General features: G+C 57.1%; 19 protein-coding genes and 1 tRNA gene. 9 read left to right on the top strand and 11 right to left on the bottom strand.

Going from position 1 to position 22,543, the window contains the following annotated elements; all coding sequences use genetic code 11:
• Window positions 1-10: 10 nt before the first annotated feature.
• Window positions 11-1,195: an NAD(P)H-quinone oxidoreductase subunit H gene (locus tag ACVWYY_RS00830; protein ID WP_457439292.1), complete on the bottom strand. Its 1,185-nt coding sequence runs from the start codon at window positions 1,193-1,195 to the stop codon at window positions 11-13.
• 170 nt (window positions 1,196-1,365) lie between these two features.
• Between ACVWYY_RS00830 and ACVWYY_RS00825 the strand changes: the two genes are divergently transcribed.
• Entirely contained in the window at window positions 1,366-1,689 is a 324-nt protein-coding gene (locus ACVWYY_RS00825) for a DUF3288 family protein (RefSeq protein WP_414421961.1), read from the top strand.
• A 70-nt stretch (window positions 1,690-1,759) separates the two neighbouring features.
• On the opposite strand, the gene ACVWYY_RS00820 is transcribed toward ACVWYY_RS00825, so the two are convergent.
• The gene (locus tag ACVWYY_RS00820; protein ID WP_414331869.1) at window positions 1,760-2,317 is read right to left on the bottom strand and encodes a carboxymuconolactone decarboxylase family protein; all 558 of its coding nucleotides are present in this window, start codon (window positions 2,315-2,317) and stop codon (window positions 1,760-1,762) included.
• A gap of 166 nt (window positions 2,318-2,483) precedes the next feature.
• Window positions 2,484-2,738, bottom strand: a complete 255-nt coding sequence (locus ACVWYY_RS00815; protein ID WP_414331870.1) for a hypothetical protein — start codon at window positions 2,736-2,738, stop codon at window positions 2,484-2,486.
• Between the two features lie 60 nt (window positions 2,739-2,798).
• Here ACVWYY_RS00815 and ureG point away from each other — a divergent pair, with 60 nt between their 5' ends.
• The 5 genes from ureG to ACVWYY_RS00790 all read left to right on the top strand — a co-directional run bounded on the left by ureG (window position 2,799) and on the right by ACVWYY_RS00790 (window position 6,781).
• Window positions 2,799-3,461: an urease accessory protein UreG gene (gene ureG, locus ACVWYY_RS00810; RefSeq protein ID WP_011432513.1), complete on the top strand. Its 663-nt coding sequence runs from the start codon at window positions 2,799-2,801 to the stop codon at window positions 3,459-3,461.
• Window positions 3,458-4,261, top strand: a complete 804-nt coding sequence (locus ACVWYY_RS00805) for an urease accessory protein UreD (RefSeq protein ID WP_457439274.1) — start codon at window positions 3,458-3,460, stop codon at window positions 4,259-4,261. The genes ureG and ACVWYY_RS00805 overlap by 4 nt, the downstream gene beginning before the upstream one ends.
• A gap of 51 nt (window positions 4,262-4,312) precedes the next feature.
• Entirely contained in the window at window positions 4,313-5,827 is a 1,515-nt protein-coding gene (locus ACVWYY_RS00800; RefSeq protein ID WP_457439272.1) for a hypothetical protein, read from the top strand.
• 58 nt (window positions 5,828-5,885) lie between these two features.
• Window positions 5,886-5,965, top strand: a tRNA-Leu gene (locus tag ACVWYY_RS00795).
• Between the two features lie 204 nt (window positions 5,966-6,169).
• A complete protein-coding gene (locus ACVWYY_RS00790; protein ID WP_414343408.1) occupies window positions 6,170-6,781 on the top strand; it encodes a Ycf51 family protein in 612 nt (203 codons plus the stop codon).
• Here ACVWYY_RS00790 and ACVWYY_RS00785 read toward each other — a convergent pair.
• Both ACVWYY_RS00785 and ACVWYY_RS00780 read right to left on the bottom strand, forming a co-directional pair.
• Window positions 6,709-7,626 carry an alpha/beta fold hydrolase gene (locus ACVWYY_RS00785; RefSeq protein ID WP_457402097.1) on the bottom strand — a complete coding sequence of 306 codons (918 nt, stop codon included), beginning with the start codon at window positions 7,624-7,626 and terminating at the stop codon, window positions 6,709-6,711. The two genes, ACVWYY_RS00790 and ACVWYY_RS00785, sit on opposite strands and share 73 nt — an antisense overlap.
• A gap of 30 nt (window positions 7,627-7,656) precedes the next feature.
• On the bottom strand, window positions 7,657-8,322 hold the full coding sequence (locus tag ACVWYY_RS00780) for a Crp/Fnr family transcriptional regulator (protein WP_011432518.1): 666 nt from the start codon (window positions 8,320-8,322) through the stop codon (window positions 7,657-7,659).
• 416 nt (window positions 8,323-8,738) lie between these two features.
• Between ACVWYY_RS00780 and surE the strand changes: the two genes are divergently transcribed.
• Window positions 8,739-9,536, top strand: coding sequence for a 5'/3'-nucleotidase SurE (gene surE, locus ACVWYY_RS00775; protein WP_011432519.1), 798 nt, complete (start codon window positions 8,739-8,741; stop codon window positions 9,534-9,536).
• A gap of 169 nt (window positions 9,537-9,705) precedes the next feature.
• Here surE and ACVWYY_RS00770 read toward each other — a convergent pair whose 3' ends face one another.
• The 5 genes from ACVWYY_RS00770 to hisH form a co-directional block, all read right to left on the bottom strand.
• Window positions 9,706-15,327: a DEAD/DEAH box helicase gene (locus ACVWYY_RS00770; protein WP_414388537.1), complete on the bottom strand. Its 5,622-nt coding sequence runs from the start codon at window positions 15,325-15,327 to the stop codon at window positions 9,706-9,708.
• Between the two features lie 32 nt (window positions 15,328-15,359).
• Entirely contained in the window at window positions 15,360-16,685 is a 1,326-nt protein-coding gene (locus tag ACVWYY_RS00765; RefSeq protein WP_011432521.1) for a hypothetical protein, read from the bottom strand.
• A gap of 12 nt (window positions 16,686-16,697) precedes the next feature.
• Window positions 16,698-18,278: a hypothetical protein gene (locus ACVWYY_RS00760; RefSeq protein WP_011432522.1), complete on the bottom strand. Its 1,581-nt coding sequence runs from the start codon at window positions 18,276-18,278 to the stop codon at window positions 16,698-16,700.
• Between the two features lie 184 nt (window positions 18,279-18,462).
• The gene (locus ACVWYY_RS00755; protein ID WP_414388527.1) at window positions 18,463-18,924 is read right to left on the bottom strand and encodes an EVE domain-containing protein; all 462 of its coding nucleotides are present in this window, start codon (window positions 18,922-18,924) and stop codon (window positions 18,463-18,465) included.
• A gap of 6 nt (window positions 18,925-18,930) precedes the next feature.
• Window positions 18,931-19,587, bottom strand: coding sequence for an imidazole glycerol phosphate synthase subunit HisH (gene hisH, locus ACVWYY_RS00750; protein ID WP_414328912.1), 657 nt, complete (start codon window positions 19,585-19,587; stop codon window positions 18,931-18,933).
• A gap of 68 nt (window positions 19,588-19,655) precedes the next feature.
• Here hisH and hemW point away from each other — a divergent pair, with 68 nt between their 5' ends.
• Window positions 19,656-20,873, top strand: a complete 1,218-nt coding sequence (gene hemW, locus ACVWYY_RS00745; RefSeq protein ID WP_457402099.1) for a radical SAM family heme chaperone HemW — start codon at window positions 19,656-19,658, stop codon at window positions 20,871-20,873.
• A 187-nt stretch (window positions 20,874-21,060) separates the two neighbouring features.
• Here hemW and ACVWYY_RS00740 read toward each other — a convergent pair whose 3' ends face one another.
• Window positions 21,061-21,552 carry a YajQ family cyclic di-GMP-binding protein gene (locus ACVWYY_RS00740; RefSeq protein WP_011432526.1) on the bottom strand — a complete coding sequence of 164 codons (492 nt, stop codon included), beginning with the start codon at window positions 21,550-21,552 and terminating at the stop codon, window positions 21,061-21,063.
• A 117-nt stretch (window positions 21,553-21,669) separates the two neighbouring features.
• Between ACVWYY_RS00740 and ACVWYY_RS00735 the strand changes: the two genes are divergently transcribed.
• A complete protein-coding gene (locus tag ACVWYY_RS00735) occupies window positions 21,670-22,506 on the top strand; it encodes an SDR family oxidoreductase (RefSeq protein WP_414343420.1) in 837 nt (278 codons plus the stop codon).
• Window positions 22,507-22,543: the final 37 nt, after the last annotated feature.

The raw sequence follows: 22,543 nt of genomic DNA, 5'->3' as shown, positions 1-22,543 counted from the left end.
TTAGCGATTCCTAGCGATCCACCTCGCCCATGATGATGTCAATGCTGCCGAGGATGGCGATCATGTCGGCTACCTTCATGCCGCGAATGAGCTGAGGCAACACTTGCAAATTGACAAAGCCGGGGGGGCGGATCTTCCAGCGCCAGGGGCAAACGTTGTCGTCTCCCACGATGTAAATGCCCAGCTCTCCTTTGGCGCTCTCCACCCGCACGTAGGCTTCCCCTTTGGGGATCTTGAAATTGGCGGAAGGCTTTTTGCTGATGAACTGGTAGTCCCCTTTGTTCCACTCCGACTTCGGCCCCTCCAGCATCCGCTTGGCTTCCAGGTTTTCAAAGGGGCCTCCTGGCAAAGCCTTGACGGCTTGGTGCACGATCTTGCAGGACTCCCGCATCTCTTTCATGCGCACCCGATAGCGGGCCAGGCAATCCCCTTCGGGATAAACGGCCACCTCCCAGTCGAAGTCGTCGTAGCATTCGTAGTGATCCACTTTGCGCAGATCCCAGTTGACGCCACAGGCCCGCAACATGGGGCCGGACAGCCCCCAATTGATGGCATCCTGCTTGGAGATGGTGCCCACCCCTTCCAGCCGTCGGCGGAAAATCGGGTTGTCGGTCACCAGCCGTTCGTACTCATCCACTTTGGGCAGGAAATACTCACAAAAGTCTAGGCATTTTTCCGTCCAGCCGTAGGGCAAATCCACTGCTACGCCGCCTACCCGGAAATAGTTGTTGTTGATCAGGCGCATGCCGGTGACGGCTTCAAACAAGTCTAGGATCCACTCCCGCTCCCGCATGGCGTAGAGGAAGGGGGTTTGGGCGCCCAAATCCGCCAAGAAGGGACCAAACCAAAGCAGGTGGTTAGTGATGCGGGTCAGCTCCAGCATGATCACCCGTAGGTAGCTGGCCCGTCTGGGCACGCTGATCCCGGCCAGTTTCTCAACGGCATTGACGGTAATGGCCTCGTTAAACATGCCGGCCCCGTAGTCCCAACGGGAGACGTAGGGCAGGTATTGCACCACCGTGCGGTTTTCGGCGATTTTCTCCATGCCGCGGTGCAAGTAGCCGATCACCGGTTCGCAATCGACGATGTTTTCGCCATCTAGGGTGACCAGCAAACGCAAAACCCCATGCATGGAGGGATGGTGCGGCCCAAAGTTGAGCAACATCCGGTCGGTACGGGTCTCGATCATGGGCATGGGCATAGCCGCCGCCTCCGCAACTGAAGAATGTTTATAGTCTGCAACATTTGCAGTATAGCGGTTTTCTTCTGCCTTCTCGGGATCCCATGCCATCAAGGATCCCAATCCTCGATATTGAAAATCTCCAGGGGAACTCAACTAGAGTGAGAGAAAAAGGAGGGAGGCCGATGGCTGTATCCCGTTCACCCGCGAATGGCCCATCCCGGAGAGAGCAGCAACATCCGCAGTATGCCACCGACCGGGCTGTGCTCGATGAGCTGATGGTGCAGGCCCAGGAGAGGCCCCTCTCGGATTGGGTACTGGCGGAAGTTGCCCGTTTGCGCATCCGTTACCACGGCTTCCCCGGCGCCTGGGATCTGCAGCGGGATTTGGATCAAATCCTGGAACAGTGGGGCCTGAGCGAAGAAGAGCTGTTCGCCCGGACTCGCCAGATCCATGCCCGCGGCCAGGTGTACGACCGCAGCTTTAGCACGCGAGACGACTGGGCCTAGAGGCAGGCTGGGGGGCGGGATCCCTCACCCCCATCCCCTCTCCCTCTGGGAGAGGAGAGCCCGCCGCTACCTAAGAGACGTGAAGTTGCTCGGCAAAGATGGGATCCAAAGGCACATCCAGGGCGGCAATCACCTTAGTCCAGAAGTTCATAAAGCCAATCCAAGCCGATAGCTCCACCAGATCTTCATCTGACCAAATGGCTTTTAGCTGGGCAAAGAAGCTATCGGTGACCACCATGCTGGGCACGGTCATCCGCTCAGCGTACTCGATGGCCAGCTTTTCCGCCTCGGTGTAGAGGGTGCTGGTGCGGGCCTGGGCCACCGCCGCAATTTTGGCAGGGGAGGCGCCGTACTTTTGCGCCTGCAGGGTGTGGTAGGGAAGGCAGTAGTGGCGGCAGCCGTTGATTTGGGCAATGCGGATGCTGACCAGCTCCTTCAGCTCTTCAGGCAAGTTGGGGTTTTGGGTGTGCAGCGCCCCGTAGAGGTTCATCACGGCTCGCATCAGTTGGGGCTTGTGGGCCATCACCTGCAGGGGGTTGAGGGCGGTGCCGTAGGTTTTCTCCAGGCTTTCGTAAACCTTTTGCAGTTGCTTATCGGCTTTCTCTGGGGTAACAGGAGGGATCCGCATGGACGGTCTATAAAAATTGCAGCATTCTCGACTTTAGCGCGTCTGGGGGATCCGCCCAAGCCTGAGGGGCGCTTCACAGTCTGGGGGAGGGATCCCTTCTCCCGTTGAGAAGGGGGCCTTGGTCTTTTGGTTTCGTTCCAGACACTCCTGCAGGGCTTGCAACCTGTCAAGGATTGCCCAAGGATTGCTCAACGGCTTCCACCTGCTGCTGGGTGGCTGTGGCCCCTTGGTTGAGGGTTTGCTGCAGTTGATCCCGCGATTGGTAAATCTGCAGCGGCCCACCTTGAGGGATCCCTTGCTGGGCAGCTTCTGGGCTGGCTTGCTCTGGTCTCGGCTCCGAACTCAGCGGGTTGCGATAGAGGCGGTTAACCAGCAAAAATCCCACCAGCACCACAGCAGTTGCCACCAAAAGCCGAACCATACTCGGATCCCTTGCAAGCTTCTGATTCTAGAATGCCCTCAAAGAGCATTAGGTGGTCAGATGTCGGGCAAAGTTGCGCAAACTTCCCAGCCGGTACGGGTTGGCATTGGCGGCCCGGTGGGATCCGGAAAAACCGCTTTGGTGGAAAAGCTCTGCTTGGCGCTGCGGGACCACCTGTCTTTGGCGGTGGTGACCAACGATATCTATACCCGCGAGGATGCCGAGTTTTTGGTGCGGGCCAAGGCCCTGGAGGCAGAGCGGATCATTGGCGTAGAGACCGGCGGCTGCCCCCACACCGCCATTCGGGAAGATGCCTCCCTCAACCTAGACGCCATTCAGGAGCTGGAGCGCCGCTTTTGCCCCCTGGATCTCATCTTGGTGGAATCGGGGGGGGACAACTTGGCAGCTACCTTCAGCCCGGAGCTGGTGGACGCCTGCATTTACGTCATCGACGTGGCCGAAGGGGACAAGATCCCGCGCAAAGGCGGGCCGGGGATCACCCGCTCCGACCTGCTGGTGATCAACAAGATCGATCTGGCTCCCTATGTGGGAGCAGACTTGGGGGTGATGGAACGGGATGCCCGTCGCATGCGGGGAGATAGGCCCTTTGTCTTTACCAACCTGCGCACGGGTGAGGGGCTGGAGCAGGTTCTCAGTTGGCTGGAGCGGGAGGTGCTGTTTCGGCCCATCAAGGCCGACCCCCCCTCGGTGAGCCGCCTGTGAACTTCGGTAAGGCCATCTTGAAGGCAACCCGCCGAGGCGAACATACCCGTATTTGGGAGTATTCTCAGGCTCCCCTGCAATGGCTGGGATCCCCTGGGGAGCCACCTGTGTACTACCTGCGCAACCCCAACGGCGGCCTGCTGGGTGGGGATCGCCACCGGATCGAGATCGGGCTGGGGCCAGGCTCGGCGCTGGAAATTCGCACCCAAGGGGCAACGCGGCTACATCCCGGCTTGATTCGGCAACAGGTCAAGGTCAAGCTGGCCCCCACCAGCCAGTTGATCTGGATCCCTCACCCGACCATTCCGGGGGCAGGGGCAGACTTTCGCCAGCAGGTGCAAATTGAGCTGGATCCCACAGCCCGCCTGGCCTATGCCGAGATCTGGACTGCCGGACGGCTGGCCATGGACGAACGCTGGCAGTTTCAACATCTTGCCAACTGCTTGCAAGTTTGGGTCACTGCTGGGATCCCATCCTCCCCCGAGGGGAGAAAACTCTGGCTGCAGGAACACATAGACCTGCACTTTCCCCATCGGCAGGTCTCCGCCGCGTCAGTGCTGGGATCCCATCTCTGTTGGGGATCCCTGTACTTGCTGGGGGATTGGCCGGAACCCACTTGGCTGACCGTTCACATCAGCGGAACGGAGTCCCCATACTGGCTGGTCAAGTCTCCGGATCCCATCTGTAAGGGTTGGATTCTGCGCCAGGTGGGGCCACAGGCAGAGGCCATTTGGCGGCATTTTGGCCAGGTTGCACTACAGCTTGCTCGAGCTAAGGGTGGCTCACCCCAGGGGTGGTAGACTAAGGCTGACTCAAACCAACTGGTTGACCCAAGGCCGGGACGGAGTCCTTTGAACGCTGCTCAACGGATTCTCAGACGCTCTGTCCTCAGGGGGCGAAGCCGCTGGCTGCTCCTCTACGAGAAGGGGATGGCCCTGCTGGCCCTGAGCAATCTGTGCTTGGTGCTCTTCGACATGAGCTACGTGCCTGGGCGAGACTTTTGGCTCCAGGGTCGGGTGCAAATTTTTGGCGCCTTTGGCCCACCTATTCCGCTGCCGATTCTTTCCGAAGAAACCAGCCGTTCTCCGGTGACCGACCTATACGACCCCATCAAGGGCATTGAGCCCAACCCCGAAACCCAGCGCTACTTGGCCTTGGTGGATGAGCTGCGCCAGGTTACCCTGCGGTTTGGCGTGGAGTCGGAAGCGGCAGCACCAATCCTGGCCCGCTTGCGGGAGCTCAGCGACGAGATGATCGAGACCAACCCCTTTCAGGGCGCCAACAAAACCGGCCAGTTTGTGCGTATCCTCAACTTGATGCGGGAGCACATCCCAGAAGCCGACTCCGCCAGAGCTGCCTTTGCCCGCTTTTGGACTGCTGAGTACTTGGCCGGCGCCGATCCCGCAGATGGAATTGAATTTTTCCAGACCCGGCTGCGCCCCCTCTTCGAGACCAACTATTTCCGCCCCATTGGCGAGAGCGGTAACCCTGTTGACTTTTTCCCGGTGCTGGATTTTCCCTTCGTGCTTCTGTTTGGGCTGGAATTTTTGCTGCGCACGGTGGCCATCAGCCGCCGCTACACCGGCGTCAATTGGCTGGATGCCATGCTCTGGCGTTGGTACGATGTGCTGTTGCTGCTGCCCTTTTGGCGCTGGCTGCGGGTGATCCCCGTCACCATCCGGCTGGGACAAGCACAGTTGCTGGATCTGGAGCGGGTACGCGCCCAGGTGAGCCAGGGCTTTGTTACCAACTTCGCCGAGGATCTGACGGAAGTCATTGTTGTGCGGGTGATCAACCAAATCCAGGTATCCATTCAGCGGGGATCCCTGCCCCTACTGCCGGCAGCACGTACCCCGCGGGACTACATCGACATCAACAACACCAACGAGCTGGAGGCGATTGCCAACCTGGTTTTTCGCATTGTCCTCTACCGCGTTTTGCCCCAGGTGCAACCGGAATTGCAACAACTGCTCCGCTACAACCTGGATGGCCTGCTCAAGCAGTTGCCTGCCATGCAAACTCTAGAACAGCTTCCCGGCCTGGGATCCCTGCCTGGCCAACTGACGGAGCGCCTGGCCAACGAGCTGACCACCACCACCTACAAAACCCTGACGGGCAGTTTCGAGGATCCCGTCGGCTCCAAGCTGGCAGCGCAACTGATGCAGCGGTTTGGTGAGGTCTTGGCACGGGAACTCAGCCAGGAGCATGCTTCGGAAGAAATTCGCTCTCTCCTGCAAGACTTGCTGGAAGAGATCAAAATTAACTACGTCGAGCGGCTATCCCACGAGGATCTGGAGGAGGTGATGGAGCAAACCCGCCAGCTTCGGCAAAAGGCCCAGCAACTGGAGAAAGACCGCCGCCGATAGAGTTCGGGGGATTGGTTGACGAGGTTTCGCCAGTTCAGTAGGATAATGGTTCCAAGTCGGGCGAGTGGCGAAACTGGTAGACGCACCGCACTCAAAATGCGGCGGGAAACCGTGTCGGTTCGAATCCGACCTTGCCCATGCTCCTCAAATCTGTAGGGCTCGCCGCTTTCTGTGTTTGGTAGGTTGATCCGTCTTGCCTCTTCTCACAGGGGTTTGGTGATAGAACCAGCCAAGCCCTTCTGGAGCAGGGTGCCAGCGGGACGGAGTCCTTAGATAGGGCAGCCAGAATCGGGCTCATCCTGCATCCTAGAGATGAAGCTCTAGCCGCTAAACTGGGGAATCATGGATGCAACTTTGGAATCTTTCTTTGCCTCTGCCACCCAAATTGGGCTAGGTCTAGCAGGCTTGCTGGCTGTGCTCACCCTGCTGGCCTGGATCCGCAATTGGCCCTTGAAGTTTGCGCTGGTGGGCTACACGGCGTTTGCGCTGGTTTTAACAGCGGGATGTTTTGCCCTCAGCTTGGGGCCGATCTTTCGCTCCCGCATTCCCGGTGCTGCCCCCTACACCACCGTCTATGACCAAGGGGCGGATCGAGCGGTTATTGCTGTCAGCCCGGATATCACCCCAGAGCAACTGATCCTCACCCTGAAGCAGGCGGCCAGCGATTTGGGATCCCCGGGCCGCTTCTCCACCGGTTCGCCGGTGTTCACCTTGCGGGCCCGCACCGTCATCCATCCCGAGCCGGGAGTTTCCGAGCCGTTGCTCTTGGGCACGCTGCAACAGCCGTTGGGAAAGCGCCTGCGCACCCCAGAAGAACAACAGCAGCAGCAGATCCATCTAGAGGAAGAGGCCTTTGCCCGGCTGCGGAAGTTGGCCCAGGGTCAGGCTTCTGCCGCCTTGTCTGCAGAGGGAGCGGAAGAGCCAACCACCGGGATCCCACTTGCCCAGTCTTGAGCGCTGAGCCAGCGGCGCAGATCCTGTCCCACCCGGTCGGGGATCTCCCAGGGAAAGAGATGAGCCACGTTGGGATAGACAATGCAGGTGCAGTGGGGCAGGGCGCGGGCTGTGGCCAGGCTGCTGTTGGCGGTGATGTGGCGATCCCGCTCGCCGGCCATAAGCAGTACCGGGATGCGAATTCGGTGCAGATCTCCCTCGCGGTTGTAGCCCCGTTGCAAAGCGGCGCGCAGAGCTTGGCGAGCCTGGGGGGAGGTGTGCAGATAGGCGGGCAAGGCCATGTGCGCCAAATACCGATAGGCCGTTGGGGTCTGTTGCTGCATCAGGTAGCGGTAAAGGGAGCGACGGCCAAAGGTCTCGATGTTCCATTCCCAGCCGGGCCAAAGCCAGTTGAGCAGCGAGGCAACGCCGGTGTTGACCTGATCCCAAAAATCGGTGGGGGGATGGTTGCTGCGGGGGCAGGCGGCACTGGCCACCAAAACCAAGCCTTTTACCCGCTCCGGCAGCCGCAAAGCCAACTCCAGGGCCAGGATCCCGCCCAAAGACCAGCCCAGAACCAGACACGCCTGCCAGCCCAGGCGATTGAGCAGTAATTCCAAATCCTCCAGGTGCTCCTCCATCTCGAAGGGATCCACCACCTGCGAACGTCCATAGCCACGCAGATCTGGCGCCACACAGGGGTGGATCCCCGCCACTGCCTCTGCAAATACCGCCATGCAGTCGGCATTGCCCGGATGGCCGTGGAGCATCAAGATTGGGAGGGAGGGGATCCCTTCTCCCCAAGTACGATAGTGGAGCTGCAGGCCCATCGCGTCAGCAGTGCAGTTCCCGACTGCTGTAGGCATAACACTCTGGATAGCATCTAGACAGCAGGGTTAGGCGCTGGCCGCCTTCTTCGGAGTGGGCTGGAGCTTTACCCCGTTGGGAATGCAAATTAAGTTTTGATCCAGCACCTGCACAAACCCTTTCGAACGCAGGGATCCCAGAAGACGAGTCACCGTCACACGAGTGGCCCCAATGGCATCCCCAATCTGCGCATGGGTAAGGGGCCAGGGGAGATACATCCCTTGTTCACAGGGCTGTCCATACTCTTCGATCAACAGGCTCAAGAAGCCCTTGAGGCGATCGATGGCGCGCCGTTGGCCCAGATTTCCCAACCACAGCAGCTTCCGTTGCAGTTGCTGGCGGAAGTTTTCCTGAATCTTCTGGTGCAGATAGGGCCACTGCTCCAGATCCTGCCAGTAAAACCACATCACCGTGGTGCGATCGGCGTGGGTGCAGGCTTTCAACTCAAAGCGCTCTGGGTTGCTCAGCTCAAAAGGAAATCCAGCCGTGATGAACCCAACAAAGACCTCCCGCCGCTCTGGAGTTTGGCTGACCAGGCGCACCACTCCCTCTTGGGTGATGTACACCAATCCCGGACGAGTGGGAATGCGCACGTCTTTGGGAAAGGTGCGACAGCGGTAGTGCTCCTCGGCCCACTGGCAAAGCTCACGCCATTCCTGAGCCTCTGTTGCCGATGTGATGGAAACAAGTGACATGAGATCAACTTCCTGTCGCTCGAGCGACCTGATGGGTTTTACAGACTTTCCAGCTTTACCCGGCTGTAGGCTATGCAACGCTTCCGCGTTCGCGCCGGCGGTGCCGAGCACCTACACGTCAACGGGACGGAGTCTTAGGAAGATGGGGATGGAGAAACAGCAAGATACACACAAGAAGGCAAATACAAAGAGGAAGGAAACCGCAGGGTTTACTTTACCTTAGCTTCATAATGGCACTTGACCTCATGGGGTGACATTGTGTTCCTACTGATATTGTTCAAAAGGCTACGTCCAATAATAACCCCAAGAAGCCGTAAATTTTCAGATTCTGCCGCTGAACTCGGCTACCTGGGGGATCAGCGCAGATCATTGGGTCAGACTGGTGTATGTCTAAGGGCGGGTGTGGGGTGGCTGGGATGAACATTCTTATCAGCAACGACGATGGCATCCAGGCGGCAGGGGTGCGGTGTTTGGCGGCAGCGCTGGCCCAGCTGGGGGGGCACCAGGTAACGGTGGTCTGTCCGGATCGGGAGCGCTCGGCCACCGGCCACGCCCTGACGTTGCACAAGCCGCTGCGGGTGGATCCGGTGCGGGAGGGATTTCCTCCAGAAGTGCAGGCCTGGGCCTGTTCGGGCACCCCTTCCGACTGTGTCAAGTTAGGTCTGGACGGGCTATTGGATCGTCCTCCCGATTGGGTGATTTCCGGCATCAATCAGGGAGCCAATCTGGGCACGGATGTGCTCTACTCCGGCACCGTCTCGGCGGCAATGGAAGGGCTATTGGAAGGGATCCCTAGCCTGGCAGTAAGCTTGGCCAGTTTTACCCATCAGGATTTTCAACCAGCGGCCCAGGTGGTGCTGAAGCTACTGGAGAAACTGAGCCTGAAACCCCTGGGGGAGCCGATGCTGTTGAACATCAACGTGCCCCCCCTAGCGCTGGCTGAAATACGCGGCATGGTCTTGGCCCGCCTGGCCTGGCGCAAGTACACAGATCTCTACGAGAAACGGGTGGATCCGCGCGGCAAGGCCTACTACTGGCTAGCTGGAGAGGTGGTGGAAGAGGAGGTGGATCCCTGTTCGGACGTGCGGGCGGTTGCTGAGGGCTATGTGTCGATTACGCCCCTGCAGCCAGATCTAACGGCTTATGCTGCCTTCGATAGCTTGCAGCAGTGGGGGCTCTCGGCTTTTGGCTCTGGATTGGAGGGAGCTCTGTAGGGATTGGCGCAGTTCAGAGTCAGAGAATAGAAAGGCTATTAGGCCCTGGAATAGAAAGAAATCGCCTCTGCCAACGTGTTTAGCCCGTAGAGAGAGCGTCGGCAGTGTTGGACTACTGAGTCGCGCTGCCCTCTTCCACCGCAGGCTAAAGAAACTGAGCGAAATAAAGTCAGGCAGCACCAGGACGCTTAGAGCGGGTAGTTTTTGTTGACTTTGCCAAGACATCCCCTGGTCGTCGCAACGTCAAAAAAGGATTGATTGCCTGAATGTGGGCCTGGGGATAGGCCTGACGGACTTGCTCAACAGTTTGTTGCCAGATGGGATGCTCATCAGTCCAAATAGGATGGCGCACAATCCGCACTTCCCGCCCCCGGTTTCCCGTCCACACCGGCAGGAGAAAATCCTGAGACACTTGCTGGAAGCCTAGGTTTTCCAGCAGTGGCGGCAGTACCTGCTCCACCAAGCGCCGCCAGGGATTTTCCTGCTCTTCCCCCCAAGGGCTCTGCAAATCGACCGGTGCCCTAGCATCTCGCAGAAGGCGCGCCATATCCAAGGCTAGTCGCCAATCCAAGAGCCCGTGGTAGGCTAGGTTGGAGTAATCGCGCAAGCAGTTGTTGCAGGACGTGTCGCAGGTCTGCTGGTGCTGCAGCCAACGGAAGGCCAAACTGTTGGGTTGAGACAAGTCCTCTTGTTCCAGCAGCTTCGAGAAGACCTCCGGCTGAGCGAGGTAGAGGCAATACCCCGCGCCATTCTCCAGCTTGTCGAACAGAAAAGCCTGACCCACCACTCGGCCAGCCTCTTCCTTTGTCTGAAAGCTGGCTTGCAACTCGTCAGGATCGACATCCAAAAAGGTGCAGGCAGCCGCTCGCAACCAGAAGGCGAAGGAATACAAAGCTGCTCGCCCTTCCACAGTTGTTGAGTCAGCAAACACGCCAGGCGGCCAAGTTTGAAGGCTGACCAGCAGCACGTCAGTGCGTCGCTTAGACAGTAGGGCAATCCGATAGGTAGGGCCTATTCCTTCGAAACGTTTCCCCTGAACTTCAGGACAAACATAAGCTCCTGGCCACTTCTTATCCGCTTGTAACAGGAACCCCCCCTCGCCGCCGCGATCATTGACGATTAAAACGTCATCGCTGCCTCCCCGCAGGTGAGCGTTGCCGGTCGTTGCGGTCGTCGCTTCCGCCTTAAGTCCGTCCGCGCCCAAGGTTGGCCGACTGACGCGGGGTTGCCACTCAAATTGACCATCAAAATCCCGCGGCTGCAAGTTGGTGAAAAAGCCCCTGGGTTCCCGCGCATCAATGCAGCGGAGGGTGGTTTGCTGGCATACCGGACAGGCTTGCTTTGCCGGCTTGTGGGTAGCTGGGGGAGGAGAGCAAAGCGGCTGCTGTGGCTGGTAGTCCTCTATCATGGCTTGACAGTTGCAGCACAGACCTAGCCAGCGATTGGGTTTGTCGAGGGGCGGCACCAAGCCGGGACGCGATTGTACGCCTCTTGGGTGAGGCACCAACTCCACCAATCCGCAGGCGGTGTGTACTGCCCGATCTTTGACGATTTCCAAGCCAGGGGCAAACTGTGCAATCGCCGTATCCAAGTCGCGATCAATGGTGCCTTCGCTGGCAGACCAGCGAGTGTAAAGTAACCTCACCCGTGTGGGAAAGCCAAACATGGGCAAAATGCCGGCATTGGCCAGACGTTCGCTAAGTTGATCTTGGCTGTAGGCTTCAGACTCAGCAATCTCGCGAATTTTATTGACCAACTCCTCGCGGATGTAGCGATACAGCTCTTCCTGCTGTTCGGCTGAAATGTAAGTCTGCTGGCAAAGTTGGGCAATCACAGCTCGAATGTCTTGGGGATGGTTGTCAATCCAATCCCGAACCGACGGTTCCACTTGCCGCCAGTTTTTGGCCAAGCCAAATTCGCCGTGGACACTGGTTGCATCTTCGAGATCCGCTGCAACCGATAGATCTTGAAAAGCCTGCCGCAAGACTTCTTTGGCGACGACGCGCCGAGCAATGGTGAGGCTGCGCAGGTCAATGTAGGGCGGGGGTGGCGGATCGCCGGTAATGGCCTCAGGGCGCTGAAAGTAAAAATCGTCATGGCTGCGACCCCGGCAAAACGTAACTGCCAAGGAGACCCCGGCACCGCGCCGACCAGCCCGTCCCACCCGCTGCTGGTAGTTGAACCGTCGGGGCGGCATGTTTGCCATCATCACTGCCAGCAGGCCGCCGATGTCTACGCCAGCCTCCATAGTGGTAGTCACGCTTAACAAATCAATGCCCTGAGCCAGCGGTATTTCTCCCTCTAGGAACACTTCCTGGAACCAGCGCTGCCGTTTGAGGCGATCCTCCTTGTCGGTTTGCCCTGTCAATTCGGCAGCATTCATCCGAAACGGTTCGTTTTCAGGGTCGGAGAGGTAGGCGTAGTAATCCAAATCGCGCGGCAAGCTGCTCGGCTGCAGTCGGATGGCCTGCGGGTCAGAGCGTTTGCTGGTGTTGCGACCGCCACTGCACTCTGGGCACCATCCCCCCGCAGTGTGCAAGTAAAAGGCCCCGCATTGAGGACAGCGGTAGCCTTGAAGACCTTCGCGAGAGACGGGCACAAGGTAGAGGCGATCTGGATCCAAAACCAATCCGTTCTCGCTACGGGTACCGATTTTGTTCAACTCCCGCTCGATCTGGGATTTTAAGTCTGGCTTGCCCTGTTCCTCTAATTTTCTCAAGTATCGCTCCACGTACTGGGGTAATTCCCGCCTAGTACCCGGTCTGCAGAATTTGGAGTATCGATGCCGCTTGCGAATTCCCAATTGGCGGATAACCGCGCTGGCAACGTCTTGCAGTTCCGGAGGAACTTGAGCTGTAACATAGCCCTGTCCAAAAGACTCGATGTTTCTGACCGCATGGGCAAACAGCGTAAACATCATTTCATCAGCTAAATAGGCATCGAGTTCATCGAGGTGTCTGTTTTGCTCTGGTGTTCGGGCAGCAATTCGTGTTACTGGTTGACTTTGCCAGTTGTAGAGCTCAGTCCAGGGATGCCGATCCTTATTGACGGAATAGTAAAGGGCGCTAAAGGACATCCCGCCAGGGCACAGTCCCAAATGTAAGAGCAGGTCTGCCAGGGTGCGCCGCAAGGCAAGGAGAGGAACTTTCTCGCCGTAAGACTTGAGCATCTCGAGCCACAGTTCACGAACTTGCTCGTTGGCAGGTCGCCGGTTTTGAGTCCAAAGCAGAGCTTCTGTAGCAATGTCACCTTGCCGATTAAGAAAGCGATCCCGTGCTGCCCAATCCTCCGCCATCCCCTCAACGTCTTGTAGCAACCGGGGATATTCTCGCAACCGTTGCTGTCGTTCCTCTGGACTGGGCAACTCACAGCGCAGAAAGGCCCGCAGGTCTTGCCTATACTCCTCTGCTGATCGCACTAGCAGCAAGCGCACCATATCGCGATAGTGATCCATTTCCATACCGGCGGCTAACTTGGCTGCGTCCTGGCGGCTATCGGAAAAAACCACCAGCTTGCGGGATTGCGGTGTTGGCATTTCCCGCAACAAAGCTCCGGCAATCACCTGACAGGCTTTTTGGAATCCAGTGCGGTGCACGCGCAAAGGAGTGGGATAGGCCTCACGGAGAGCGCGATCGGTATCGCAGCGAGGGCAGCGGCTCGGCAAGGCGGGCTGATTCCCATCCCCCTCTTTCACTTGGTACACCCAGCCGGGAACCTCGCCTTCTCTAGGGGGGCTTTTATCTTGTCGGAGTTCACCAGTAGCGGGGTTGAGCTTGGCTTCAACCCACCCCCGCTTCGCCTTGCCAGCAGTCCACTCCAAATATTGCGGCTGGGTCGCCCAAGGTTCCGGGTCGTGGGGCAGGGGCCAAAAAACGCGATAATTCCCAGACCTCTGCGTAAGGTTCACCAAATCAGGAATGCCTTCCAAGTCAGGTTGATCGGGAGTGAGGATAAGGGACTCGCCGGATTGGTATGCATAGCCCCCCAGGAATACCTCCCCGCAAACTTCGCAGACGATCAAGTCCAGGACACGCGCCCCGCAGTCGCAACTGAGACGGTGTTGGCTGTGCAAAGCGCCAATGGGTGAAGGCGGCTGGTTGTTCTCCGGAGAGCGTTGCGCAACGCTGCAGTGAGGGTTGCTGCACGCCCAGAGACCTTGCAGGTTGTGAAAGAAAAGGTGACCGCGCACGGGCTGGGGCGATCGCCCGTCTTCTCGCTGAGCTACCGCCGTCGCCATCAACAATCCTCGCAAGGCCTCGGAGACCAGACCGCCTTGGGGCACGGCCGCCCCCGGGAACAGTTGCTGGTCAACTTTTTGGATGGGGGTGGCGCGCACGCTGCCACTAGCTTGCCGACAGGCCTCCCGCAAGGCATCGCCAACCTTGAGTTCTTCGAGGCACTCCCCCAAAGCCTGCTCCAGTGGTTTTGAGCTGGGATCGCCCCCCAGCTCTTGCACCAGCTTGGTCAGAGCTTCTTCGGGGATAGGGAGAGGTCGCAGGGGCTGGAGGGGATCCGCCTGCACATCTCTGGCAAATTGAGCAAAAGCAACTTGATACTGACGCACTCGCGCTGGGGCTTCGGGATCCGGAGCAACTTGTTCTCCAGCGATCACCGCAAAGTTATCGCGCCCAAAAAACTCCCGGAGAAACCGGCGGCCCGCCTCGCCCTCTTCCAAGCTGGCGCTGGTCGCCAAAATTTGTAGCTGTTCTGAGTTGACTGTTAGCCCCAAGCGGTACAGCAGCAAGCGCAGCAAATAAGCTACTTCTGACCCTGGTGTCCCGCGATAGGTGTGCAACTCATCCACAATCAGCAAGAATTTATTACCTCGATCCGCTTGCAACCACGCTTTCGTTTGCTCGAACATCCCAGCCTCAATTTGCCGCATCAGCATAATGTTGAGCATGGAATAGTTGGTAATCAGGATATCTGGGGGATGTTCTTGCATGTCCCAGCGTGAGCGCATTTCTCCCCCATCTAAGCGAGGGAAATAAAATACTAAATCCGAATCTTTATCCGAATTCTTGTTCCGAACAGCAACTCTTCCCTGCTGCTCCTGAAGATCTCTCAATAGCTTGGCCAATTCTTTGACCTTTTCAGGGGTCTGACGACCGGGGAGGGGTGTCTGTCCCGTATAGCGACCGAAGGTGATGCGATTGCCGCCGCGCTCGCGATCGAGCCAGGCATGGGTTTCCGGACTGTCCAACACCTTGCGCAACCGTCGCAATTGATCCTCCACCAGAGCATTCAAAGGATAGAGAATCAAGGCCCGTATCGCCGCCGGTCGTTGTTGCCCTTGGCGCTGTGGTACCCACTTTGGATTGTCTTCCTGCTGCCACCAGAACGTATCGCCACTCTGAGGGGACATGGGATCCCAGGTACGGGATTCCCGGGCAAGGTGGGCTAGGATTGGCAACAAGAAACACTCGGTTTTGCCAGAACCAGTTCCCGTTGTTACTACAATATCCTTCTGGTTAACGATGGCTGCCTTCAAACTTTGCCATTGGTGCTCATACAGCGGAAAGTTTGGAAATAAAGACTGGCCTAGATGTACCAAATCTTCATAACCAGCGGGTAAAGCTTTCGCTGCTTCCTCAAGGGTTTTGCCAGAAGAAGGGTAGAGTGGTGTAGGCTCCAATAGGGGAGGAGTACTAAGCAGAGCATTCTCAGGTCTGTACTGCAAGTGGCGATCCCGCTCGGCGCTAAGAGCAGGGTAACGTAAGGGAAAAGCACTTCTAATGTAAAGCTGGTAGATTCGATCTAACCGCTGATAGATACCGACGAGGTCGTACATGGTTTTTCCTTTGCCTTTGGCAAAAACTGTAACTATTTCTCCAGATCAAAAAACGGCAGCTGTTCACCAATGACTTGCCACACAGTTGGTGCAATGTTCTGATAAATCAGTTCTTCTGTTGTGCGATTGTAGCGAGGCAGACAACCCGATTGCATGACCAAGTAGCGTTCGTAGGCTAGCGGCCAGCGCTGGCTGATAGGGATCGATAGTTCTTGGGCATTGGGGTCGTAACTAACTGATAGGTTTTTGGGAGCAAGATGAGTCAAAGCCAAAAAACGTAAACTGTACCATTCGGCGCTGTACCAAGCGTTGTGCTGGCGGTCGTAGAATAGGGCATGCTGCTGTTGGGATCCCTCCTCGTACAGCTCGTAGAAACCCGTTTCCTCGGCGTCTGGCACATCTACGAAGCTGCTCCCATCGTAGCGCTTTAGTCGATAGCGGTGAAGTGGCACCCAATCGACGACCTTTAGCGTAGCTACCCAATCAGCCCAAGGAGGAGGGGCCTCGACCGGACGAATGGCTAGGGCAGGGTATTTGGTCCGTAACTCGGCAATTGCATTGGCAGCATCAGCTTGCAGCTCAAGCTGCCAACAGGGTGGAGCATCCCTTCGAGGTTGAGGGATCTTCACAAGGCGACCAAACTGCTGCAAAGACTCTTGCAGGCTGGCGTTTCGCTGACCGTACAGCACGTAGCAATTTTTGCTCACTGGCTGCAGGGAAGGTGGCTGCATTTGCCAGTGTTGACCATCCTGAGCTGCCAGAAGATGCCCTAACAACTGCAGCCGACGCCACAACCGACGCGGTTGGACTAGATCTAGGTGACTGCATACGGCTTGAAAGGTTTCCCAAGAACCAGAACCGGCTGCCGATAACCACCAAAGCAGCTGTTCGCACGGCTGGGAGCGATCGCTTCCTGCCGCCTCTGCTATAGGTGTTTCCAAACCAAGTGGGTTGACTTTAGGTGGCCGCTTGACTTGGAAATACTCAATGGGTTGGGTATCCCGTTCCAACTCATAGGCGATACCCACCATGTGTCGAATATCTTCCCAGCAAAATCCTTCTCTTCGAATCCTAACTATACTGATACCTCTCACTGTTTTAATCAGTTGCTCAAGGGTGTTTTGTGTGGATGACCAATCAGAGCGCGCATTTGTCTTAATACCCAAGTAGAAGTAATACTCTCCCCTACTTCTTTCCTTAATGCCCTTCTCAATACGAACATGAGACACAACATCGGCCAAGTTTTCTTGAGTAACCCGCTTTTGTAAGTAATTCAGCAACTTTTGGGGTTTGTATCTGGAGGTATGGGTGCGAAAGCCCCAGTAAGTTTGCTCTGACCGAGAAGATTTTTTCGACATAGAGTTATGCCTCTACTCTAGGGAAGCTAATGACAAATCACCCCAACTCAGGATCTTCAAAAAGCGTTCCTGGTGGGCAGTTCCGCCCCGTACTTGGATTTGGTAAGTACCGGGAGGTAAGTCTGCGGGCAAATCCCAAGGCTGGTTGGTAGAGCGATGGTCTTCTGGAAGATATATGCTCCCGGTACGCACTTCAGTTAGAGTCACGGCTACCGTAGGCTGAAACCCGTACACAGTCACCTTTGGCAAGTGACCCTCGAGCCAACCTTGTCCTTGCGGTACCCGTAGCCCTCCACCCAAGGCAATGTGCAGACGATCGCGTGGTTGTAAGGCCTCTTTCAGCTCAGGATGTTGTAAAAACAAACCGTCCCATACCGGCGCCAGCACCTGACATTCTTGGATTTCCCACCAGCCAGAGGTTACTTCAAAGGCAAGCTGGCGATCGCCCTCCCACTGCAGCAGCTTTTCTTCTCGTAGCTGCTGCAAGTCCAACCAGAGTGCTTCCCGAAACAGCACTGTGAAATGACTGCCCAATTTAGGTGCTCCCCAACTAGCCAGCGCACTAGACTCGGGGTTCTCAGGATCGGGCACCAAGACCCAAAAGTCTCGAGCTGGCAGCTGGAGTTCCCGCAAGTGGGCATGATCTCGAATCGGCCATGACTTCCCCGTTGTTAGATCGGCAGCAGAAAGCGGTGCGCCAACAGGGAAAAACCAACCAGAGCGCTCACAACGCAAGCTACCTAGGTTTTCTACGGTCACCTCGGCAACTGGCCAACGACGCGGAACTTTGGGGTAAGGGTAGTACTCTGGATTCCCCCACCGATCTTCGGTGCGATACAGCCCTGCAATCAGGCACGTGGGGGGACGTCGGCTAAATTGTTCAGGTTTCGGGCATTGTGCGTCTAACCACTCCTGATGGACGGCTAGGATTTCGGCGCCCAGTACCTCGTGTCGCTGGCGATCGTCCAGCAGCTCTTCCAGATGGCGGTTCAGGTTTTTTTCGCTCGCCAAGTCCACCAGTAACTTAGTTTCGCTGCGGGCGGTAGTCCAGTTTTTCTCGTAAAACAGGCAACAGAGCTTTTGGATGTCCGCTTTCCGCAGCAGGGTTTGGGAAATGGGGTAATTCAAATACCGGCGCGGGCCTTCCCCTGGCTCGGCGGTGGCAATCCATCCCTTTACCTCTAGCCATTGGTTCCACTCCTGCCATAGGCCTTCTTCATCTCCAGCTTTCATCCCAGTGGGACGAGTGTCGCCGCCTACCCCCAATCGTTGACAAAAATGGGTAAAGAAGTCCCTCTCATCCAGCTCCTCATCCCTCACCATGTCGTTGGCGGCGAGCACCATCAGCGCCAAGAAGGCAACTCCTGCTGGTTCGGGCAAGCTTTGGTTTTGCAGAGTTGATAGCTGGACTCGCTGGCCATCTACCACCTGGGCGCGCACGGCTTGGCAAAAGTCCTCAACTGGGCCTAAGCCTAGACTTGCTAAAACTTCTTCATCTACGCTGAGGTAAACTGGCGTACCGTGAGGAACTCCCAGCGTTGCCCATTGAACAATTGCTTGGTTCCAGCGGGCATAGTTGTTGTGCAGCGCCACAGTAACCTCGCCCTGGGTTCCTTCCTCAAGCCTAGGCAGGCGTTGAATGCCCAGTTTCCTATTTTTTGAATCCCTTTATGTTTGTTTTAGGTCAAATTGGCAGCAAAACAGAGTCGGCGCTGTAGAGGCTAGCTGCCTCGGAGAGGAAATGGTCGGGCGAGACCGTCGGGAAGCTTACCCCAGATCAAGAGGAGAGGTTTGCCAGTGAGAGCAAGCGCTCCGCAACCTCTGCAGCCACAGGTATCACCGACAGGCGTGTGCCCCGCCGCACCACCTCCAGCTCCTCCGGGGTGAAGGTGGCCCGCAATTTGGCCAAAGGGATCACTCTTTCAAAAGCAGCCAAAAATTGCACCCGCACCGTGTACCACCGGGGATCTGCTGGAGTGGACTTGGGATCGTAGTAGGGGCTGGTCGGATCAAACTGGCTGGGATCCACCACGTGGGTTTCCAGGATCTCCATCAAACCGGCAATTCCGGGTGGCTCGGCATTGGAATGGTAGAAAAAGGCGCGATCCCCAGGCTGCATTGCCTTCAGATAGTTGCGGGCTTGGTAGTTGCGCACGCCATCCCAGAGGGTTTGGCCTTCCCGCTGCAGATCCCAGATGCTGTAAACGCTGGGCTCAGATTTCATCAGCCAGTAGTTCATGGGGCACTAAGCTCTGGGAGCAGATAAAAGGGAGCAACGGGCAGCAAACTCGACAAAGTTTTGCAACATCTGCAAGCCAACAGGGCCCGACTTTTCGGGGTGAAATTGGGTAGCAAACAAGGTGCCGCGGGCAATAGCGGCTACACAGGTTTGGCTGCCGTGTTGGGTGGTAGCAGCCACCCAGCTTGGGTCATTGGGCACTGCGTGGTAGGAGTGGACAAAGTAAACCCAGCTTTGATTCGGGATCCCTGCCCAAAGAGGCGATTGGGGTTGGGTAAGGTGCAACTGGTTCCAGCCCATGTGGGGGATACGCAAGCCCGGCTCCGGTCGAAAGCGCTGCACCCGTCCAGGCACAATGCTCAGCCCTGGCTCTGTTCCCTCTTCGCTGCTTTCGAACAAAACTTGCAGCCCAAGGCAAATGCCTAAAAAAGGCTGTTGCCGCTCCACAGCTTCCCGGATCGCTTTCCCAAAGCCCCGCGCCCGCAGCTGCTGCATGGCTGGGTCAAAGGCCCCATCGCCGGGCAGGACAATGCCGTCAAAAGCCGCTAGTCCAGTTGGCTCTGTTACTAGCTGCACCTCAGCTCCGGCCCGCTCCAGCCCTTTGCAAGCCGAATGCAGATTTCCCGCCTCATAGTCGATCACCGCCAGGCGTACAGTCCCCATGGGATCCCTTCTCGTGAGGAGTTTCGGAGTCTATCAGTATAGTGGTTCTAACCCGTTTGAGCTGACTCATGGCTGTGGCAATTGCTTCGCACGATCCCACTCCGACCGGTACTGCTCCGCAACCCTGTCGCGACCAGGTTGATTGGCCTGAGGCGGCTTACCTGCACATCCCTTTTTGTCGGCAACGCTGCCACTACTGTGATTTTGCCACCGGCCTGGGCACCCGCAAGTTGATGGAAACCTACGTGCAAATGCTCTGCCGAGAGATCGGCGGCGCCTACCGCTACCGCCATCTGGCCGGGGATCCCAGACCGTTGACCAGCATTTTTTTCGGGGGTGGCACCCCTTCTCTGCTGACGGTGGAGCAACTGGGGCGGATCTTGACTCAATTGAGGGAGAGGATCCCGTTTCATCCCGACTGCGAGATTTCTCTGGAGGCCAACCCCGGCACCCTGACGCGGGAGCAGTTGGCGGGCTACCGGGAGCTGGGGGTCAACCGCATCAGCCTAGGGGTACAGGCATTTCAGCCAGAGCTGCTGGCCGCTTGTGGTCGCCTGCATGGAGTGGAGGAAGTTTACGAAGCCGTGGCCGACTTGCAGGCGGCGGGCTTTGAGAATTTCAACCTGGATTTGATCTTTGGGCTGCCCTACCAGACTTTGGAACACTGGCAGCAGTCTCTACGAGCTGTTCTTGAGATTAACCCCACCCATGTCTCCGTCTATGATCTGACGATTGAACCGGGAACCCGCTTTGGTCGGATGTACCGACCGGGAGCAGCACCTTTGCCCAGCGAGGAAACCACAGTTGCCATGTACCTAATGGCGCGGGAGCTGCTCACCGAAGCGGGCTACATCCACTACGAAATCTCCAATTTTGCCCGCCCCGGCTACGCCTGTCGCCACAACCGAGTGTACTGGAAAAATCGCCCTTACTTTGGCTTTGGCATGGGATCCGTCGGCTACGAGGGGGGACGGCGCATTCAGCAGCCCAAAACCCTTTACCACTACTTCGAGCAGGTGAAAGTCGGAGTCCACCCTCTCCCTCCTGAAGCATCCCCAGAGGAAGTTTGGATGGATACTTTGATGTTGGGGTTGCGTCTAAAGGAAGGTCTGGATTTGTGCCATTTACAGGAGCGTTTTGGCCGGGCAAAGGTCGAGCAAGCTTTGGAGAGGCTGGATCCCTATTTTGAGAAGGGATGGGCCAGTTGTGAGGCAGGCCGGCTACGGCTGATTCCGCCCGATGGCTGGCTATTTTCCAATGAGATTCTCAGAGACTTGCTGGCTTGATTCCGACGGTTACTTTCACAAGATTTCTCACCAGAGCCCCCTGTCCCAATTGGCCGAAAACTCAAGCTTTGAGGAGCGTAGGCCATCACCATTTCCAGCAGCCATTAAACCCAACATTTCACAGATCCTGAGATCTCTAATCTTGCAAGAGGGGTTGAGGGGAAAGATACGGAAGCCCAGAGGATCCCTATCGATAGTTGACAAATTGCAGCGCCACCGGGTAGTCCTGCTGCCTAAGCATTTGAATGACCGCCTGTAGCTCGTCTTTATCCTTGCCGGAAACGCGCACCAGATCCCCTTGAATGGCAGGCTGCACTTTCTTAAAGTTGTCGCGGATTTGCTTGGCGATCTGTTTGGCCAGTGTGGCATCAATGCCCTTTTTCAGGTGAACCACCTGGCGCACTCGGTTGCCGCCGGCGCTCTCTGGGGGTTGGAAGTCGAAGATCTTCAGGGATAGACCCCGCTTGGCTGCTTTGGTAAGAAGCAGATCCCGAATGGAGTTGAGGGCCATGTCGTTGGCGGTGGTGATGGTCAGGGATCCCTCCTCCAGCTCAATTTCCGTCTGAGTATCCTTGAGGTCGTAGCGCTGTTTGATCTCCCGTCGGGCTTGATCCACAGCGTTCACCAGTTCCTGCCGATCGAAATCACTGACGATATCAAATGAGTAGGTAGAGGCCATAAACCTTATCTTCGCTATCGTTCAGTATCTTAAGCCCTCAGCCAAGCAGGGATCCCTAACTCTCGGAGAAGCTACAACAGGTAGAAGGATCCCAGTCCAGATTTGCGGAGAAGCAGGATGGCCGATGTTGTTTTAATTACAGGCGCCTCTGAAGGCATCGGCAGAGCTACTGCCTTTACCTTTGCCCGTGGGGGTTACCGATTGGCGCTGGCTGCCCGCACTGCCGAAACCCTGAAGCAAACGGCCATCGACCTAGAGCAAAGCCTAAATGCCGAGGTCTTGGCCGTTCCCACCGATGTCACGCAGCCAGAACAGGTGCAAAACCTGGTGGAGAGAACTCTGGAACGCTATGGCCGCATCGATTGCCTGATCAACAACGCCGGCATCTGCATGAGTGGCCCTTTTTTGCAAACTACCCTGGAACACTGGCAGGCTTTGATGGCGGTCAACTTTTGGGGCTACCTCCACACCATCCGAGCCGTGCTCCCCGACATGTTGAAGCGCAAAAAAGGCCAGATCATCAACGTGGGATCCATTGGCGGCAAAATGCCCCTGCCCCAGATGAGCGCCTATTGTGCCAGCAAGTACGCGGTCAGTGGGCTGACAGAAGCGCTGCGTCTGGAACTGCAACCCCAAGGGATCCAGGTAATTGGCGTCCATCCGGGCATCGTCAGCAGCAATTTCCTCAAGCGAGCCATTTTTCTGGATGAGGTGGGGCCAGAGTCCTCTCCCGATGGCCACTCCCAAACCTCAGGTGGCAAAGCCCGCGAGCAAATGCAACAGGCGCTGGAGAGTTTCTGGGCCAGCCAGCCGGAAGAAGTTGCCGAAGCCATTTGGGACGCCGCTCGCCAGTCCAAGTCAGAGGTGGTGGTGGGCATGGCCCAATGGGCGGTAGGAGCTTACACCCTCTTCCCCGGATGGGTCGGCTCACTGCTCCAGAATGTTCCTCGCTAGGTCAGGTTCTTGGGTGCTGGATAATAAGCGGTTTTGC

This window comes from Thermostichus sp. MS-CIW-34 (genome assembly GCF_054060435.1).
The sequence above is the reverse complement of the archived record's forward strand: the minus strand, read 5'-3'. Positions and strand labels throughout refer to the sequence as shown.

Bases quoted from the DNA above. Each gene is read 5' to 3' on its own strand.
- hisH (WP_414328912.1), bottom strand. From the start codon at position 19,587: ATGGGGACTGTACGCCTGGCGGTGATCGACTATGAGGCGGGAAATCTG.
- ACVWYY_RS00735 (WP_414343420.1), top strand. From the start codon at position 21,670: ATGGCCGATGTTGTTTTAATTACAGGCGCCTCTGAAGGCATCGGCAGA.
- ACVWYY_RS00820 (WP_414331869.1), bottom strand. From the start codon at position 2,317: ATGCGGATCCCTCCTGTTACCCCAGAGAAAGCCGATAAGCAACTGCAA.
- ureG (WP_011432513.1), top strand. From the start codon at position 2,799: ATGTCGGGCAAAGTTGCGCAAACTTCCCAGCCGGTACGGGTTGGCATT.
- ACVWYY_RS00740 (WP_011432526.1), bottom strand. From the start codon at position 21,552: ATGGCCTCTACCTACTCATTTGATATCGTCAGTGATTTCGATCGGCAG.
- ACVWYY_RS00755 (WP_414388527.1), bottom strand. From the start codon at position 18,924: ATGAACTACTGGCTGATGAAATCTGAGCCCAGCGTTTACAGCATCTGG.
- ACVWYY_RS00790 (WP_414343408.1), top strand. From the start codon at position 6,170: ATGGATGCAACTTTGGAATCTTTCTTTGCCTCTGCCACCCAAATTGGG.
- hemW (WP_457402099.1), top strand. From the start codon at position 19,656: ATGGCTGTGGCAATTGCTTCGCACGATCCCACTCCGACCGGTACTGCT.
- ACVWYY_RS00830 (WP_457439292.1), bottom strand. From the start codon at position 1,195: ATGCCCATGATCGAGACCCGTACCGACCGGATGTTGCTCAACTTTGGG.
- ACVWYY_RS00765 (WP_011432521.1), bottom strand. From the start codon at position 16,685: ATGTCGAAAAAATCTTCTCGGTCAGAGCAAACTTACTGGGGCTTTCGC.
- ACVWYY_RS00785 (WP_457402097.1), bottom strand. From the start codon at position 7,626: ATGCCTACAGCAGTCGGGAACTGCACTGCTGACGCGATGGGCCTGCAG.
- ACVWYY_RS00770 (WP_414388537.1), bottom strand. From the start codon at position 15,327: ATGTACGACCTCGTCGGTATCTATCAGCGGTTAGATCGAATCTACCAG.
- ACVWYY_RS00825 (WP_414421961.1), top strand. From the start codon at position 1,366: ATGGCTGTATCCCGTTCACCCGCGAATGGCCCATCCCGGAGAGAGCAG.
- ACVWYY_RS00780 (WP_011432518.1), bottom strand. From the start codon at position 8,322: ATGTCACTTGTTTCCATCACATCGGCAACAGAGGCTCAGGAATGGCGT.
- surE (WP_011432519.1), top strand. From the start codon at position 8,739: ATGAACATTCTTATCAGCAACGACGATGGCATCCAGGCGGCAGGGGTG.
- ACVWYY_RS00815 (WP_414331870.1), bottom strand. From the start codon at position 2,738: ATGGTTCGGCTTTTGGTGGCAACTGCTGTGGTGCTGGTGGGATTTTTG.